Raw genomic sequence first — 17069 nt, 5'->3', positions numbered from 1 at the left:
CTTTGATGTGTTTAAACGTTGCTATCTTGAGATTCTTAATTCACGGAAAGTCAAAGGGGTAAGGATTAGGCTGTCAATGGCACATGTGAGCCTAGTTCTTGAGCTACGTCCGATAAGCCAAGTTTCGTCAGCGTGGATCTTGTGGGTATGCCTCTGCTGTCCCAGCCTCGCTTTTTGCAGTACATTTGCAGCATGGCTTCGTATTTCGATTTGTCGAGTTTTGCACCTTTAAGTGGACCTTTAGTTAAGGGGTCAAAGAACCACCTGTTTGGCACCATGTCCATGTTGCTGTTCCACTGCTCGCCAAATTCGCGAACCCAGAATGCTCTAATCAGCGTGAATGTTCTGTCAGCGACTTTGTACATGTCTTCCAGCGTCAGGGTCAGGCCTGTTGCCGCCTTAATGTAGCGCGGGTACCAGTCCAGTTCGAAGCCAACTTCAACCCATGGCAATCGGCAGATGGTCAAAAGCTCAAACATGCCTGCTCTGAGGCGCTGCAACTCTATGATCTTGTCGACTTTGGTTTCGTCGTAGCTTTCGCGTCCGTATTTGACTTCCCACGAAATGACCCATGCATCTTTGTGGTGTGCGCCTGAGGCTGCGGTTCCATAGGCTAATGCCATAGCGGGTGTTGTGTGACAGTTGTATGCTGAGATCTCTAAGCCTTTCACGTGCATTGCCCAGTTTTTCGAGTCTTTGCCGATTTTTTCTGAAGCATGACGCACGCCTTGCGCCAATAGTGTGCCCATTTCGCCTTTGTTGTCAGCCACTTTTTCAACTAACTCCTTCGCCTTTTCGAAATCTCCCCATTCAATCTTCTCTGGAATAAGCTTCTTCTCTGAGGCTTCCATGGCGAAGCCGATTGCGTTGCCCATTGAAATCGTGTCCAATCCGTAATCGTCGCATAAGCGATTCAAGTGAGCCACTTGCTTCAAATTGCCTAAGCCGATGTTTGATCCCAACAATGTGACGTTCTCGTAGTCCACTTCCACGGGCTCGTTGTCAATGTCGGGTATCACATTGCCACAGGTCATATTGCATTGCGGGCATCCGCGGTTTGAGATTTTCAATTTCTCCATTGCGAAGCCGCCGATCGCTTCTGCTTGGTCAAAGACTCCTTCTCTGAAGTTGCAGGTCGGCAGGCAACTGTTCTCTTGGCTCCACTCAATCGTTGACACCGTGCCTTGTCGCTTCCAGAACTTGTAATTGGGTTTAGCCAAGATTTCCTTGTACCCGTCTAACCCGAGTTTCTTCAACTCGGTCATGTTGGCTGCAGGCAACTCTTTAGTTCCTTTCACTGCAACTGCTTTCAGGTTTTTGGAACCCATGACGGCGCCGATGCCTGGTCTTCCGCCTCCTCGACCCTCCTGCGAAATCATGTTGGCGAATTTGACTTTGTTCTCGCCCGCTTTACCGATTGAAACAACGCCTGTGACGTTGCCGTATCTTTTCTTGAGGTCTTTTTCGGTTTCGAAGACCCCTCTTCCCCAGTAGTCTTTGCCGTCGAGAAATTCGATTTTGTCGTTTTCGACGAGTAGAACTGTGGGTTTTTCAGCTTTGCCTTCGAAAACCATGGCTTCGTATCCCGCCTTGCGCATGTTCACGCAGACCCATGTGCCAACATTGCCGTCGCCATAGCCGCCTGTTAAGGGGCTTTTCGCTGCTACAACCAGCTTGCCGCTACTGGGCAACGACGCGCCAGTTAAGGGTCCAGTTGCGAAAATCAGCCTGTTCTCAGGAGAGAGCGCGTCTGTGCCGGGTTTCAGTTCGTCCCAGAGGATTTTTGCGGCAAAGCCTCTTCCACCTATCCAAGTTTGGGCAAAATCCGCATCGAACTCTTGGAAGACTGCTTTCTTCTTTGTGAGATTTACACGCAAGATTTTTCCTGTCCAACCATGCATCGTCCTCACCTTCAAGGGTTTTGCTATAGATATTCCAGTTTTCTGATATTAGTTGTTTTCTTTCAAAACAAAAGTAACATCCGCCTACATTACTCCACAAAGTCTATTAATATGCTTGGCGAAGGTTGCTACTCTCAAATTTCCTTGGAGAAAAAAGGAAATGGCGCTTGCCGAGTTCAATTATCAATTGGGCAAAGTTGTCAGAGGTTACAACAATCGAACACTGCACATAGACCTCTCAAACATGAAAATCGCCAGCAAACCTGTTTCAGATGAGATGAAAGAAAAATTCACAGGCGGACGCGGCTTCAACCTGTGGCTGCTCTGGAATGCCCTGCCAAGAAACCGCGTTGCGAAGTGGGATGATCCTGAGAACGAGATTTGCATGGCCGCTGGCCCGCTGGGAGGAACGCCTGTTTATCCGGGAAGTGGAAAGAGCATAGCGGTCACAATCTCGCCGTTAACTGACACTGTCGTGGATTCAAACGTCGGTGGGTACTTCGGGCCGTACTTGAAGTTTGCTGGGTGGGACGCGTTGGAAGTTCAGGGAAAGCCGAAGTCCGAGGTGGCTATCCTCATCGACGGAGACGAGGGCAAGGTTCTGGTTGAAGACGCATCGAAACTGTCTTCGGAGACACATTTGATCACGGATTGGATGGCGAAGAAGTATTCGAAAGATAAAGACCAATGCATATCTGTGCTTTCTTCTGGTCCAGGAGCCGAGTACACACGTTTTGGGTGCTTGAACTCCTCGTGGTTTGATGTGGGCCGCAAGATCCATCGATTTAAGCAAGCGGGAAGAGGCGGGATAGGCAGTGTTCTGCGCAACAAGAAAATAAAGGCAATAGCGGTCAAGTATTCGGGCAAAATATCCGTGGACAGCAACGGCCCAGCTGACCCTGAATCGATTAAGCAGGTTGGTCACACGCACAGTCAAGAGATTAGGGCTCTTGACCCCAAGCAGAATGAGATGGCGACAATTGGCACCACGCATCTGGTCTTGATTATGAATGATTTTGATCTTCTGCCAACTAACAACTTTAGATTTGGCAGTCACTCGGAAGCTGAGAATTTGGGCAGAGAGGTGTATAGAAAGAAGTTTCATAAGGGCTTCGATGGCTGCTGGATGGGCTGCGCATTGGCGTGCGCTCACGGCGTCAAAGACTTCGAACTTAAGACTGGCCCGTACAAAGGGCAGAAGGTTTTCGTTAACGGTCCAGAGTATGAGACGATTGCTGGAGTTGGTAGCAGCTGTGGCATTTTTGACGCAGACTATGTGATTGAGATGAACTTTTACTGCGACATCTATGGTTTGGATACGATTTCTGTGGGCACAGCCACGGCTTTCGCCATGGAATGTTACGAGATGGGCTTGATTGACAAAAAAGCAACTGGCGGAATGGACCTTCGATTTGGCAACGCCGCAGCCGCGCTTGAGCTGGTTCACCAGATGGCGAAGGGGGAGGGTTTCGGCGTTGTGGTTGGGCAAGGTATAAAGAGGATGAAGAAGCTCTTCGCCGAGAAATATGGCGCTGATCCCAAGATTATGCAGGACATCGGCATGGAGGCCAAAGGTTTGGAATTCTCAGAATACGTCACCAAGGAGTCATTGGCTCAGCAAGGCGGTTATGGCTTAGCCCTAAAGGGACCACAACATGATGAAGCGTGGCTTATATTCTCGGACATGGTGCGCAACGAAATGCCAACGTTCGAGCAGAAAGCAGAAAACCTACATTGGTTCCCCATGTTCCGAACGTGGTTTGGTCTAAATGGTTTGTGCAAACTTCCGTGGAACGATGTCATTCCCTTGGACAACAAGCAGACAAAAGAGCCAGCGAAGATTATGGGGCACGTTGAAAACTACATGAACTTCTTCTCAGCCGTGACCGGCAGAAAAATCACTGTTGACGACATCATCTCGATGAGCGAGCGAGTCTACAATTTGCAGCGCATCTTCAATTTGAGGATGGGCTTCGGAACACGAGAATATGACGCTATACCTTACCGAGCAGTTGGTCCAGTGACCATAAAAGAATACGAGAGTCGTGCAGAACGCTACGACAAACAGCTTAAGGAGAAGGTCGGCTTCGAACCAAAGGGCAAGTCAACTGAGGAGAAACTGACGGCTTTGAGGAAATATCGTGAGGCAGAATATGAGAAGCTTAAAGACGCTGTTTACAAGAGACGCGGCTGGACCCCTAACGGAGTGCCAACTCCTGAGAAAGTGAAATCTCTCGGCATAGACTTCCCAAGCGTGGTGGAAGTTCTTCAGAAACACTTGTGAGCTGTTGCTGGAAATCTATGCCTTTCTCGGATGTCGATTCTTCCCAGTTTATGGTCTACACCAGCAAATAAGATAGCGCCATGTGCTCTAGCCAACTCTGTGCACAGATCCATCGGGTTCTTTGCTTTAGACAGCACTTTGGCATCACAGGTACAAAAAGAACTCTTGGCAAAATAAAACGAAGTTGAATTCAAAAACAGAAAACTGTGTTTACTTAGAACGGACCTTTGTATTCCACTACTGCAGGGCAGCCCAAGCATTCCTGATTTTGGTAGTTAGAACAAACGCCACATTTCTTCCCGCAAGGTGTCAGTTTGCCTTTGTGAGGAAATAATTTTAGTTCAAATGCTTCGGGCAGTAAGGGTGGGCTTAAACGGTGCCACGAGGTTAGTTCAACCCCTGAAACACTCTTAACGCATTCAACCACAGACAAGAGAGTCTCGGTGTTCTCACTGTACAGAAGAGCCGAACAGTCACGGTCTCCACTTTTTTGAACAAGCAACAGGACCCTTGGACAAACAGCCAGACCCGTTCTTGGTTCTTGACCAGCATTGTTACTCTTGGTTCTGAAGGTAACCAATGCCAGTTTGAATCCAAGCTTTGTGATGTTGACTGTGGCGTGAACACTAAGGATGCCGTTCTCTCTCAGCTTCTTTAGCCTGTTGATTGCTGTCGGCCTGGAAATTCCTGCGTCCACGGATAGTTGAGTTATTGCCTTTCTTGCGTCTTGTGCTAAGGAGTGCATTATTCTCAAGTCGACCTTGTCCAGTTTGTGAGACAACAAAGGCCCCTCTCCATTCAGTTGTGACAATTTGCTTGATAAGTCTTGCCAAAAACGCCCAAAAAGCCAACAGAATTCACGCAAAACGGAAAAGAATTTCCTTATAGTATTGATTTCCATAATTGTTATAACTGTTTTCTTTACATATTGTAAAGCACCGCAAGAAAGAAAGGAGAGAAAAAGAATGAGGAGTAAAATCGTAAGCATCTCGTTGACTGTCTTATTGATCATAGCAAGCATGGCAGCGATAGGAATTATCAACTCAACCAACGCAGCAATGCCACTAGCGCCCACATTGAATCCTAAGACGATTCCGAAGTTCGTTAATCAGCTACCTATCCCACCGCCATACGAGCCTACAGTTGTGATAAACCAGACAACAGGCGAAGTAATTCGCCACGAATATACCATAAACGTCACCGAATTCTATCAACAGATTCTTCCAGCCTTTGATGAGAAAGGTCGTCCGACAGGATTTCCCGCGACAAAAGTCTGGGGTTATGAAGGCCTTGTCAACATTGGCGGAAACATTGTTCCCTTCAGTCACTCGCCATCAGGAACATTCGAAGGTACTAGGGACATTCCAGTTCAGGTAAAGTGGGTTAACAATTTGGTAGATGCTCAAGGAAATCCACTACCGCACATGTTTCCTGTTGATCCTACACTTCACTGGGCAAATCCAAACATGATGTCGATGGAGCCGCCTCAGCCTTGGCCTGCCTTCCCGCCAGGCTTCCCAGATGCACAGACGCCAGTTCCTATAGCAACACATCTACACGGAGGAGAAGTCCCATCTGGCTCTGACGGTGGTCCAGAACAATGGTGGACCCCAGATGGAATGCATGGCAACGACTATAGATCAATCATGGCTACTGACCCCAACGCAGCAGTCTACTATTATCCGAACGAGCAAAGAGCAGCTACTCTCTGGTATCATGATCATGCTCTAGGCATCACTCGTATTAACGTGATGTCGGGGCTCGCAGGCTTCTACATGCTAAGAGACCCAGCTGATCCTCTGGCTTCAGTTCTACCCAGCGGGCAATACGAGGTTCCAATTGCGATACAGGACAGGTCGTTTAACCTGGACGGTTCAATCTGGTTCCCACCAGTCGGCTTAGATCCCTCAGTCCACCCATACTGGCAACCCGAATTCTTCGGCAACACCATCATGGTGAACGGCAGAGTGTGGCCGAACCTTAACGTGGAGCCCAGACAGTACAGGCTCAGACTTCTCGACGGTTCCAACGCCAGATTCTACAGTCTATCCTTTGTAGACAGAGTGACAAAGGCCGTTGTTCCGTTCGTTCAGATTGGAAGCGACGGCGGTTATTTGCCAGCGCCAGCTCCACTAACTTCGTTGACCGTTGCGCCAGGTGAAAGAGCCGACATACTGATTGATTTCTCAGGACTACCAGCTGGTAGCAAGATCCTGCTCAGGAATAATGCCAAAGCTCCGTTTCCAACAGGCGCTCCAGCAGACGGATCAACTATCGGTCAGATCATGCAGTTCACAGTCGCCGGGACACCAGTGCCTGCAACACCTTTGCCAACTCCATGGCCAATAACCATGCCAGCTCTGACTCCAGATACTGTTGCAAAGCAGTTAACTCTAATCGAAGTCATGGGCGCACTAGGACCAACAGAAATCCTGCTAGACGGACAAAAGTGGGCAGCTCCAACATCTGAATTCACAAGCGTCGGATCGACCGTGGATTGGGTGATAGTCAATCCAACAGCGGACACACACCCCATACACTTGCACCTCGTGCAGTTCACGGTTGTCAGCCGCCAAAAATTCGATGTCAACGGCTACATGATGGCTTGGATGGCAGCTAACGGGATGCCTCCACTCGATCAGCCGACGATCAATGTGCCACTGGCTCCATACCTGAAAGGACCTGTGACTCCAGCGCCACCAAATGAGATGGGCTGGAAAGACACTGTTCAAATGAACCCAGGTGAAGTTACGACGATCAGAGTCCGCTACGCACCTCAAGATGCAGTGATCACAACGCCAAGAATCAATCTCTACGCCTTTGACCCAGCTGACCCGTTTGCACCCGGATACGTTTGGCACTGCCACATCATCGACCACGAAGACAACGAAATGATGCGCCGACAAATAGTCACACCATAGAAACACGAAAAATCGAAAACAAACACCATCTCCTTCTCTTTTTTTGTTTGTCGTCACTTTACCCCGACCTTTTCACCAGCAAGTCCCAGATTGCATTTTCAATCTTCTGTGGCTCTGAGATGAAAGACTTAATTGCTTGAGCGGTACAAATCCAAACGCACCGCAGGAGATCGAACCCCATTTGAGCAAATCAAGGAAAATGCCCAAAGTGGCTTTAATAGGCGCGGGCAAGATGGGCGAAGGCATAATCGCAGGCCTACTGAAATCAGGTGCCTACAGCCCAGAGCAAATCAAAGCCTACGAAATCCTTGAAGACCGAGCCAAGTACATGGCGAAAACATACAAGATCGAGTGCCTTGCTGATGCCAAGAAGGCTGTAGCTTTCGCAGACATCAGTATAATTGCAGTTAAGCCAGCTGACGTGGGAAAGGTTTTGCAGGAAATCGCGCCAGCATTGAAACTTGGAAAAATTCTGGTCTCAATCGCTGCAGGCGTAACGCTTGACTTCTACAAGCAGCATTTGCCTAAACACGTACCAATCATCCGAGTAATGCCAAACATGGCTGTACAAGTTCGCGAAGGAATGCTAACGTTCTGCCCATCCGAAAGCGTGACTAAAGATCAGCTGAAGACTACAATCGAAGTGCTCAGCTTACTTGGACTGGTTAAACAGTTGGACGAGAAATACCTGAATCTGGCTACAGGCTTGGTGGGTAGCGGACCAGCATACATTTACCTTATAATCGATGCCTTAGCGGATGCGGGCGTCAGACTTGGGTTGCCAAAAGACGTTTCGGTGACACTGGCTGCGCAGACCACGTTAGGCGCTGCAAAGATGGTGGTTGAGACAGGTGAGCACCCTGCCAAACTGAAGGATATGGTGGTTACGCCGGCGGGAACCACAATTGAAGGCTTGCTGGAGCTGGAGAGAAGTGGAGTCAAAGCCGCAATGATAATGGCTGTCACTAAAGCAGCCGAAAGAGCAAGAGAACTCGCACCCAAATCCTAGAGGACAGCTCCATCAGAAATGTGGTAGAAGGTGTCTTAAGGGGTATCTGCTTTCTTCTTCTAAACAGGGACTCGCCGCTTTCTTCCATCATTGATGTGACTCTTTTGGGATATATGTCGAAATGGGAATTTTCTGTTTTGGAAACGTTGCGGAGTCTGAAACAACTGCTATATTAAGTCTTCCTATATAGTTAATCTTGCTGCCAGCTGTTGAGGGAATGAGGTCGAGTAGAATGTATGTGGATGTTTGGTCTGTGGTTGCGCGACGCCAACGAAAAGTCGATAAAATCGAGACTCTGTGGAAAACGAAGCTGATAAGGCGGAGCCCCAAATTGACGCTCCTCGTGGCGTACTACAAAGTCAGCAACGCCACATTAAAGCAGCTACTGAAAGCAAAAGTCCAAGCAACATCCCTCTTTAGGAGAATTACGAAGTAGGAAGGCGATGCGCCCGAAAGATTTTTAGCCCTCTCGACCAACCCTTCTCCCTTCTTCTGCCTTAATCTTTTCGCATCTGTTTTCTTAAGCAGCACGATCTGCTAAGTCTATGGCTAAACTCTTCCAGCACGAACTCAGTGTCAAACTCCATTAACACTAAGTCTATTAACGTCTTTAGCATCAGACTTCCAAAAGCAAGTGACCCGAAGAATGCCCAAACTGGTTGCGCCGTGGGAGATCAAACGCACGTTACTCGTTAAGGCTGAAGAGGAAACCGACCTAAGCTTCGGCTGCAAACCCCAAGATCGCTCGCCTGAAGACTACACGCGGTTTGGAGTCATAAACCTAGACAAACCGTCAGGTCCAAGCAGCCACGAGGTTACAGCGTGGGTTAAACGGCTCTTAGGTCTAACACATGCAGGACACGGCGGCACTCTAGACCCCAAAGTAACCGGCATATTACCCGTAACCTTGGAGGAAGCCACCAAAGTCGTTCAAGCCTTGCTTCTTTCAGGCAAGGAATATGTTTGTGTAATGCGGCTTCATCGAGACTCGTCTGAGACCAGCGTCAAATCAGCGTTTGAAGAGTTCACAGGTCCAATCTATCAGCTTCCGCCTGTTCGGGCTTCGGTTAAACGGCAACTACGCATAAGAAAAATCTACTACCTCAACCTGTTAGAAACCAGTAACAAGAATGTGCTGTTTCAAGTGGGCTGCGAAGCAGGCACTTACATACGCAAGCTCTGCTATGACATGGGCGAGGCTTTGGGCGTAGGCGCTCACATGCAAGAGCTGAGGCGGACAAGAGCTGGGCCTTTCACAGAAAACAACAGCTTGGTTACTTTGCATGACGTTGCGTATTACCAAGACTTGTGGCAACAGACAAAGGACGCGTCAACGCTACGCCGATTTGTCCAACCCATGGAGAAAGCGCTGGACCCTTTGCCAAAAATAATTATCCGAGACTCAGCCATCGACGCAATATGCCACGGAGCCAACCTTGCCGCTCCAGGTGTGTTAGCCTTAGACTCAGACATCAAACCCAAAGACACAGTAGCGGTTATGACACAGAAGGGAGAGGCTGTCGCTTTAGCTAGAGCAACGGTTTCAGCAGAAGAGGCACTTGAGCTGAACCGCGGCATCATCACGAAAACCGCACGAGTGCTGATGCCACGCGGCGTCTATCCAAAAATGTGGAGCAAAACCAGCCACTAAACTCAAAACCTTTAAACACGTACTCTCTTCATTCGTAAATCAAGTCATGGAAACGCCGGGTTCTCCTAGTCTGGTAGGGAGCAGTTAGGCATGGGGCACAGCTTAAGCTCAAGCCTGGAGTCACAAAAACTAGGAACAACAGGTAGCCTGTGACCCGAAAGGGTCGCGTGGGTTCAAATCCCACACCCGGCGCCAACAATATTATCTGGAATGAATATCCGTGTTGAAGACTTTGTAGTGAGCGGTAGAATCTAGAACACCGGACATGAATTTTGGACTGCTATGACTATGGCCCTTTCAATTATAGGAATGATAAAAGAGGGGGAAATGAAGATGCAGGGCTTTGTATTGGTCGAATGCTACGGAACTGCTGCAACTGCTGCGTCGGCTTGTATAAGACCTGAGCCTGTAGCTTCAAACCCGCCCCATGTTCTATTGTAAAAGCCTAGAGTTGGTGAAATGTCAAACACAATCATCCAAGTGTTCTGTGGAACGGGCAAAGCCGTGCTCTTTAGAATGCCCTCGACTTGCGCCTGCGTCAATGTTGGATTCTTCTGCAACATCAAAGCTGCGACAGCCGACACGTGCGGCGTCGCCATACTTGTGCCGCCTGCATAGAAGAAGTTCACTAGGTTCGGAGGAGCCACAATCCAGCCGTTTCCGGGAGCCCACCACGGAAGATGCTGATAGCTTGGATAGCCTGGGAACGGCCCTCTAACCCAACTTCCAGGAGCAAGCACATCGAGTTCTTGATCTACGAAGAATCCGAGTCTAGTGTCGTTTTCTCTGCCACTAAAGTCAGTGACGTAAACATCTGACGCAGGTGTCGGTTCAGCGATGTCATTGAACCCATATGTCTGGTCTTGAAGCCACCAGAGCCTATATCTTGGTACTGACGGCGGGTTAGGCGGTGTCAGATTCGGCCAATACCATTCGTACTTCCATCCGCTTGCACCAGCTGATATCACCTGTGGATAAGCGCCCGGCCAATCCATTCCCTCTAGTCCATCATTGCCTGCCGCAGCGACAACGATGACGCCATTAGCTATGGCATAGTCGATCGAAATCTCTATCTCGGGCGAAGGCTCGCCACCGCCAAGACTCATTGAAATAACCATTGGGCTATAACCCTGTATTTTCAGCTCGGTTGCGTAGTAGATGCCTGCAGCCACAGCTCCCCAAGTGCCAAAGACTAGACCCTCCGGCCCCGTGTAGGGCGGCAGATTATACGTACTCAACACTTTGACTGGGATTACAGTCGCTTTTGGTGCTATCCCTTCGATGTAAAGTGGTGGAAGCGGCAAACCAGAGGCTGCATCCGCTGGAGCATAATAATTGTAGCCAATGATAGTGCTCGTCACATGTGTTCCATGCGAAGACAGAGTTGAGCCCACCCAAGAAGTTTCTTCGACAAAGCCTGCTTCGACAAGCTCGCCACTTACTGGGTCAACATGCACGGGCTCTCGGAAGCCTTTGCCTAAATGTGCCGCTATTCTGTCGCTAGGGAAGTAGTCGCGCCAGTTGGGAACTAGCCCTGTGTCCAGAACCGCAACGTGCACTCCTTCACCAGTGTCTCCCTGAGAAAAGAGTGATTCGACGTTTATGGTATCAGCGTCCCATGTTCCTCTGCGAGGAAGCAACATAGGCGGCCGCGCAACAGTTGAAGTAACTAGCACAAATGAAAGAACGATCGCTACCACGGTAACATATATTGCACTCTTCATTTTTTCCTCGACCTCATCGTAGTTTTCTCCATAATCTTTTCCAAATCTACTCATCAATCGCTTTTAATAATCATTTCTGAAACAAACTTCTAGAGAACTCGTACCAACCACTGAAAGATTGGCTTGAGGGGGGATTGGATTGTTACGCGAGAAGGGTTAATTAGTCACGGGATGGCATAGTTTTCTGATTGGAATGGAAATAACATCGCTGGTCTCGCTGTCAGCCATGCTCGGCTTTCAAGTCGTTACGCAGAAATCAGCCTTGCAGATGGGTATGCCCATGAACATGGCGGATATGTGGGTGTGGATTGCTCTCTTTGCGGTCGTTCTGATTTTGGCTGTAACAGTGCCGCTTTTTCTGTTAACACGCCCGGGTCGTAGAGCACCGTCAACAACACCTGCACCAGTTCAGCCCACTCAGCCAATAGTGAACCCCCCGGCAGAAATCACAATTCAGGAAGTTGAAAAACCCGCGACCAAGACGAACCAGCTTAGAAAGGCTTTGGAGCTGGTTAGACCCACATTAACGTATGATGAGCGGCGCATAGTCAACGAAGTTGTCAAGGCTGGTGGTGAGATCTTGCAGAGCGATCTTCCTGAAAAATCAGATTTCTCCAAGGCTACTGTGAGCAAGTTGGTTAAGAGCCTTGAGACAATGGGCGTTATCACTCGGCAGAAGCACAAATGGACTTATTGGATAAAACTGTCAGATAAACTCGTTTCTGAGTCTAAAAACGCCTAGAAACGCTTTGGAACGGATTCTCTGGAAAACAAGCATAAATTACGCTTATTTCTTGGAAAAACCCTTAACAGAACCTTCACATATATACTATGTTGAGAACACACAACGGGAGGTAACATGAAAATGAAGACCACAACACTTGCAGTCGTCTTATCCGTAATAGTCCTAGCCTTCATAGCCACTGCCGCAACCGCAACCTACGCTAACAACATGATGACCCAACAACGCAACGGCGCACATAACGGGATGTCTGAAGAGCAATGCGAAAGCATGATGCAGAACATGACAGCCGAGCAATGTGAATCCATGATGGCAGAAATGCACAACTCTGACCATCACAGCTCGATGGGCGGCTCGATGATGGGCAATTCCAATCATGGCAATACGATGAACTCTGACCACATGGGCACAGACGGCATGCAAACCATGGGAAACGGCGGCTGCCATTAAACCATAAAACCCCTTTCTTTATCTGTTCCATTCTCCCTTAGGTTTAGAAATGGATATCTTAGACAGACTTCCTCAAGGGTCTAAGCATTGACGGATTCCAGCTACAAGGACTGGAACCTTGTCTACAGAGAGTATCCCGCTGAGGTACTACCCTGGGAACTCGGTAGACCAAGAAAAACTCTGGTCGACTTGATCGAAAGTGGCACGGTCAAGCTTGGAAAGTCGCTGGATCTATGCTGTGGAACTGGAACCAATACAGTATACATGGCTGAGAAAGGCTTTCAAGCCGTGGCAATTGACATTTCCAAACACGCCCTTAAACTCGCAAAACAGAAATCACGAAAGGCAAGAGTTGACATTCAGTTTGCATTGGCAAGCTTTGTCACGTTGCCATTTAAAGAAGCAGCATTTGACTTTGTGTTCGACATGGGTTGCTTCCACCACGTCGAAATCGAAGACAGAAAAGAGTTCATTCGCGGCATTTGCCAAGTCCTGAAGCCAAAAGCCCATTACCAGCTCACTTGCTTCAGCGACAGAAACGGAGTAGCGTGGAACCACTTCACCAAGGAACGACTTGCCCGTTATTTCGCTGGAAGATTCCGATTCATAAGCCTAGATCATTTTGGATCCGTTGAAGGCAACGGCTCCACAAGATTCTTCTACAGCATCCTGATGCAACGACGAGAAAAACCCTGCACATAAACCACCAACAAGAAAGAAATAGGCGGAAAACGCTACCGCCATGATCCATGCATACTCTCCAGCAACATTGTAGAAGAAGGCCTTAAGGGTATGGCGCCTTCTTCTTCCACACAGTTTCAGCCGTAGCCGTTTCAACAACATTTTTAACACACGCCAACCGTCTTAAAAGCCCTAGAAAACAGAGTGCATCAGGACATGGCGCAAGGAAGAAATATAGTTAGCTGTCCAAAATGCAGCTTCAGATTCGACATAAGCTACGGCAGAGCTTTTGCCTGCGGCGGCTGCGCATCAGTCGTTCAATGCAACAAGGCTAAGTGCCCAAAATGCGGACACGAGTTCCCTCTTCCGGGACAACAGCCCAACGCCTATACGAAATACGGCAAAAGCCCCAGCACATACAGAATATAAGAATCAAATTCGCAGCATTCTCTAACCTCAGAGGACAACCATGTGGCAACAACAGTAACTCAGCCAACTCAACAGAGAAATCGACGCCTAATCGTCTTCGACGTCGAAGGAATAGTAATCCCCAAACGACGCTACCTCCTCTTCGAAGCATCGCGACGAGTCAGCATCTCAAGCTTCATAAAAATGCTGTGGGCAGGACTTCTCTACGAAGCAGGATTGACTCCGTTGGAAACAGCGTTGCGCGGAATCTATCGACAACTGCACGGATTAGCCGCAGACGATTTGCTCCAGCTTTTCAAAAGAATTCCACTGATACCCGGCGTGAAAGAGGTTTTTCACCGATTGAAACAGGCTGAGTTCAAAATCGCACTGATAAGTTCTGGTCTGCCCCAAGCCTTCATCGAGGACTTGGCAGCTAAATTAGACTGCGACTACGCCTACGGCTTTGAACCCGAGGTCGCTGATGGACGATTAACAGGGAAAATCAGCGGCGATGTCATCAAGGCCAGAGGCAAAGCGCTAGTGCTGCAGGACATAATGAAAAAAGAAGCCTTAACCCCCCAAAACTGTGTCTTAGTTGCAGACGATCGAAACAACTACCCCATGTTTAACCTATGCTCCATCAGAATTGGCTACAATCCAGACTTCCTCTTAACTTACAAATCAGACATCGTTGTCAAAGGTGACCTAAGAGAGATTCTTCCAACCTTGACCGAGGATTCCGCGCCCAAGCTGCATTCAGTTTCGAAAAGAGATCTGCTGCGCGAAAACATCCACATTTCAGGTTTCCTGGTCGCACTGTTTACGATGTGGTTCTCGTTGAGTCATTTCTGGGTCGCGTTTGTCATATTAATGGTTACGCTGACTTACATCGTATCCGAACTATCCAGAATGCTGGGAGTAAACATCCCGATCGTGTCGACAATAACATGGAATGCCGCCTTACACCCGGAAGTCTATGAGTTCGTCACTGCGCCAATCTTCTTCGCGTTTGGCATAATGCTCGCTCTGCTCTTGTTCCCCGTACCTGTCAGCTACGCATCCATCGCAATATTCGCCTTGGGCGACGGCTTCGCCACAATCTTCGGAAAAACCATTGGCACACATGTTTTCCCTTATAACAAAGGCAAGAAAGTCGAGGGAACAGTATTCGGCTTCATATTCGCGTTGCTCGGGGCATTGGTCTTTGTGAACCCGTTGAAAGCCGTTGTTGGGGCAGCGACCGCAATGATTGTTGAAACTCTTCCAGCCCCGCTAAATGACAACTTGACTATGCCGTTAGCCGCTGGGCTTGTGGTGCTCTTCCTGCCATAAGAAGCACTGCCGAAAGGGTATGCAGTATCCAATTGGCTTAAGTACACGAATGCTTTACACAAATAAGACCCAAAATCCATGGTAGTATGTGAATATAGGACGCAATTGAAGGGAGATACCTGCCATTGAAATGGATTGCACCAAGAAACTCAGCTGCCTTGATTCTATTCTTTATCATAGGCGTAACATTCGAAGTTCTGCTGATCTCCGCGTTTCAGACGCTGGGTCTATCTGATTCAAACGCTTGGACCTCAACCTTACTCGTTCCAGGCACGAACTGGTCATTTACGGCATCTGTGAGCCTCATTTTCCACATCTTTCCCCTCAGCGTAATCATTGTTCTGTTAGCAAGCTGGTCATACATGACAAAATCCGCGATCTTCATTACTCGACAGGGAACTACCAGACGCCTTCCGCCGCCAACTCGACACGCACAGGAAACTGGAAGATTCAAGTCAGCGAAGCGTTTCTGGAGAAAACTGAGCCGAAGAATCCAACGGTTCGGCACATCTTTGAGGACTGGAATGGGGAAGCTGCCGGGAATTTCATCCGTTTCACGGCGTCTATCCTACTCTCAAAGTGCGGCTAAAAGCGCCATAACAATTCTGTTCATCTTCGGGTCGATCGCCTTAGGGCTTTTCCTAGTTGAATACCCAAGCCTGATCTATTATGTGACATTGAATCTTTACAGAGGTTCTCCTGCACTGGTTGACTTTGTCTCAGGCACTGGCCAATGGCTCCGCGGAGTCAGCATGGCTGTCCAACCCATAGGCGACTTGGGAGCATCTATTACCAACGCTTTAATTCAAGGAGCCCCAGGTTTCAGGCATTCACTTGAAGTTACAGGAACATCCATCACACGACCTATTTTCCAGTTAGACGTTGTGGGCAAGTACGCTGTGAGTCAGAACCTAGCCGCGTGGACACCTGCCATACTTGCACTTGTATATGGAACATATGTTTCCACCCGTCATCGTCGTCGAGTAAAAGGACGGTAGCCAGAAGCAAGCAATTCATAAGTTTACTCCTCGTTAAAAAAGATAAGTTAGCCGTGTGGAGCGCGCGTTCTGAGTGGCTGATCACCCCCGTTTCGGTCCAGCAGGTATGCCGCTGGGATTTAAGCTTCTGAAGCAACCTGTGACCGAGATGCCGCGATACCTAAGGGCTGAAAACCTAGACTCTTTTGAATACGAAATGGTGCGTTGGGGACCAAAACCTCAAATCAAACAGGAGACGGCTGAAGAGCTGGGCAGAAGAGCAGTTGAGCATGACATTTGGTTAACAGCCCACGGCTCCTACTTCATCAACTTAACCTCGCCAGACAAGGAAAAACTCGAAGCAAGCAAAAGGCGACTATTAGCCTGCGTCCAAGGCGCCAGCTGGATGGGCGCACATGTAGTAGTCTTTCATCCCGGCTCATATGCTGGTAGACCTCCGAAACATGTGTTTGAAATCTGCGCCAAAGCGATGAAAGAAGTCGTCGAAACGATGCGCTCAATGGGAATCACAAAAGTGCACCTAGCTCCTGAAATGATGGGCAAACCGTCTCAGTTTGGCAGCGTTGAAGAGGTGTTGGCCTTGTGTGAAAATGTTGACTTAACCGAACCTAACGTTGACTGGGCGCACTTGCATGCGAGGGAGCGCGGAAGATTCAAGACAATCGAAGACTTGGGCAAAGTCATGGACGAAATCGAAAAGAAGCTGGGCGCAGAAGCCTTACGGAATCTTCACTGCCATTACAGCCATATAGAGTTTACAGATAAGGGCGAGAGGCGACATCACAACATAGATGAAGGTGAATATGGACCGGATTTCAAGTTTCTGGCAAAACTCATAGTTGAACGCGGCCTGAACCCGGTTGTCGCTTGTGAGACTCCCAACCTAGACATTGATGCACAGAAGCTACGCGACACAGTATTGCAGGAAATGAAGCACAAGCGCAAAAGCCCAAAAGAATGAGCTC

15 protein-coding genes and 1 tRNA gene are annotated in these 17069 nt (G+C 48.6%); 13 read left to right on the top strand and 3 right to left on the bottom strand.

Annotation, left to right across the window (positions count from 1 at the left end):
- Window positions 1–65: 65 nt before the first annotated feature.
- A complete protein-coding gene (locus VJ249_02525; protein ID HKZ93443.1) occupies window positions 66–1901 on the bottom strand; it encodes an aldehyde ferredoxin oxidoreductase family protein in 1836 nt (611 codons plus the stop codon).
- A 160-nt stretch (window positions 1902–2061) separates the two neighbouring features.
- On the opposite strand from VJ249_02525, the gene VJ249_02520 reads away from it, so the two are divergent.
- A complete protein-coding gene (locus tag VJ249_02520; GenBank protein HKZ93442.1) occupies window positions 2062–4185 on the top strand; it encodes an aldehyde ferredoxin oxidoreductase C-terminal domain-containing protein in 2124 nt (707 codons plus the stop codon).
- Between the two features lie 214 nt (window positions 4186–4399).
- On the opposite strand, the gene VJ249_02515 is transcribed toward VJ249_02520, so the two are convergent.
- Window positions 4400–4966, bottom strand: coding sequence for an Lrp/AsnC family transcriptional regulator (locus tag VJ249_02515; GenBank protein HKZ93441.1), 567 nt, complete (start codon window positions 4964–4966; stop codon window positions 4400–4402).
- A gap of 184 nt (window positions 4967–5150) precedes the next feature.
- Between VJ249_02515 and VJ249_02510 the strand changes: the two genes are divergently transcribed.
- The 5 genes from VJ249_02510 (at window position 5151) to VJ249_02490 (ending at window position 9961) form a co-directional block, all read left to right on the top strand.
- Window positions 5151–7106: a multicopper oxidase domain-containing protein gene (locus VJ249_02510; protein HKZ93440.1), complete on the top strand. Its 1956-nt coding sequence runs from the start codon at window positions 5151–5153 to the stop codon at window positions 7104–7106.
- A 181-nt stretch (window positions 7107–7287) separates the two neighbouring features.
- A complete protein-coding gene (gene proC, locus VJ249_02505; protein HKZ93439.1) occupies window positions 7288–8115 on the top strand; it encodes a pyrroline-5-carboxylate reductase in 828 nt (275 codons plus the stop codon).
- Between the two features lie 217 nt (window positions 8116–8332).
- Window positions 8333–8551, top strand: a complete 219-nt coding sequence (locus VJ249_02500; GenBank protein HKZ93438.1) for a hypothetical protein — start codon at window positions 8333–8335, stop codon at window positions 8549–8551.
- A gap of 210 nt (window positions 8552–8761) precedes the next feature.
- Complete coding sequence (locus VJ249_02495; protein ID HKZ93437.1) at window positions 8762–9766, top strand: RNA-guided pseudouridylation complex pseudouridine synthase subunit Cbf5; 1005 nt, start codon at window positions 8762–8764, stop codon at window positions 9764–9766.
- A 54-nt stretch (window positions 9767–9820) separates the two neighbouring features.
- Window positions 9821–9961 (top strand) — tRNA-Ser (locus VJ249_02490).
- Between the two features lie 164 nt (window positions 9962–10125).
- Here VJ249_02490 and VJ249_02485 read toward each other — a convergent pair.
- On the bottom strand, window positions 10126–11544 hold the full coding sequence (locus VJ249_02485; protein HKZ93436.1) for a S8 family serine peptidase: 1419 nt from the start codon (window positions 11542–11544) through the stop codon (window positions 10126–10128).
- 139 nt (window positions 11545–11683) lie between these two features.
- Here VJ249_02485 and VJ249_02480 point away from each other — a divergent pair, with 139 nt between their 5' ends.
- The 7 genes from VJ249_02480 to VJ249_02450 all read left to right on the top strand — a co-directional run bounded on the left by VJ249_02480 (window position 11684) and on the right by VJ249_02450 (window position 17065).
- A complete protein-coding gene (locus tag VJ249_02480) occupies window positions 11684–12232 on the top strand; it encodes a MarR family transcriptional regulator (GenBank protein HKZ93435.1) in 549 nt (182 codons plus the stop codon).
- Between the two features lie 117 nt (window positions 12233–12349).
- Window positions 12350–12682: a hypothetical protein gene (locus tag VJ249_02475; protein ID HKZ93434.1), complete on the top strand. Its 333-nt coding sequence runs from the start codon at window positions 12350–12352 to the stop codon at window positions 12680–12682.
- An 87-nt stretch (window positions 12683–12769) separates the two neighbouring features.
- On the top strand, window positions 12770–13384 hold the full coding sequence (locus tag VJ249_02470; GenBank protein HKZ93433.1) for a class I SAM-dependent methyltransferase: 615 nt from the start codon (window positions 12770–12772) through the stop codon (window positions 13382–13384).
- 195 nt (window positions 13385–13579) lie between these two features.
- A complete protein-coding gene (locus VJ249_02465; GenBank protein ID HKZ93432.1) occupies window positions 13580–13792 on the top strand; it encodes a hypothetical protein in 213 nt (70 codons plus the stop codon).
- A 42-nt stretch (window positions 13793–13834) separates the two neighbouring features.
- Entirely contained in the window at window positions 13835–15106 is a 1272-nt protein-coding gene (locus VJ249_02460) for an HAD-IB family phosphatase (GenBank protein ID HKZ93431.1), read from the top strand.
- A 125-nt stretch (window positions 15107–15231) separates the two neighbouring features.
- Window positions 15232–16104, top strand: coding sequence for a hypothetical protein (locus VJ249_02455; GenBank protein ID HKZ93430.1), 873 nt, complete (start codon window positions 15232–15234; stop codon window positions 16102–16104).
- Between the two features lie 73 nt (window positions 16105–16177).
- Window positions 16178–17065 carry a TIM barrel protein gene (locus VJ249_02450; protein HKZ93429.1) on the top strand — a complete coding sequence of 296 codons (888 nt, stop codon included), beginning with the start codon at window positions 16178–16180 and terminating at the stop codon, window positions 17063–17065.
- Window positions 17066–17069: the final 4 nt, after the last annotated feature.

Source organism: Candidatus Bathyarchaeia archaeon (genome assembly GCA_035283685.1).
Lineage (GTDB): Archaea > Thermoproteota > Bathyarchaeia > Bathyarchaeales > Bathyarchaeaceae > DATETJ01.
The sequence above is the reverse complement of the archived record's forward strand: the minus strand, read 5'-3'. Positions and strand labels throughout refer to the sequence as shown.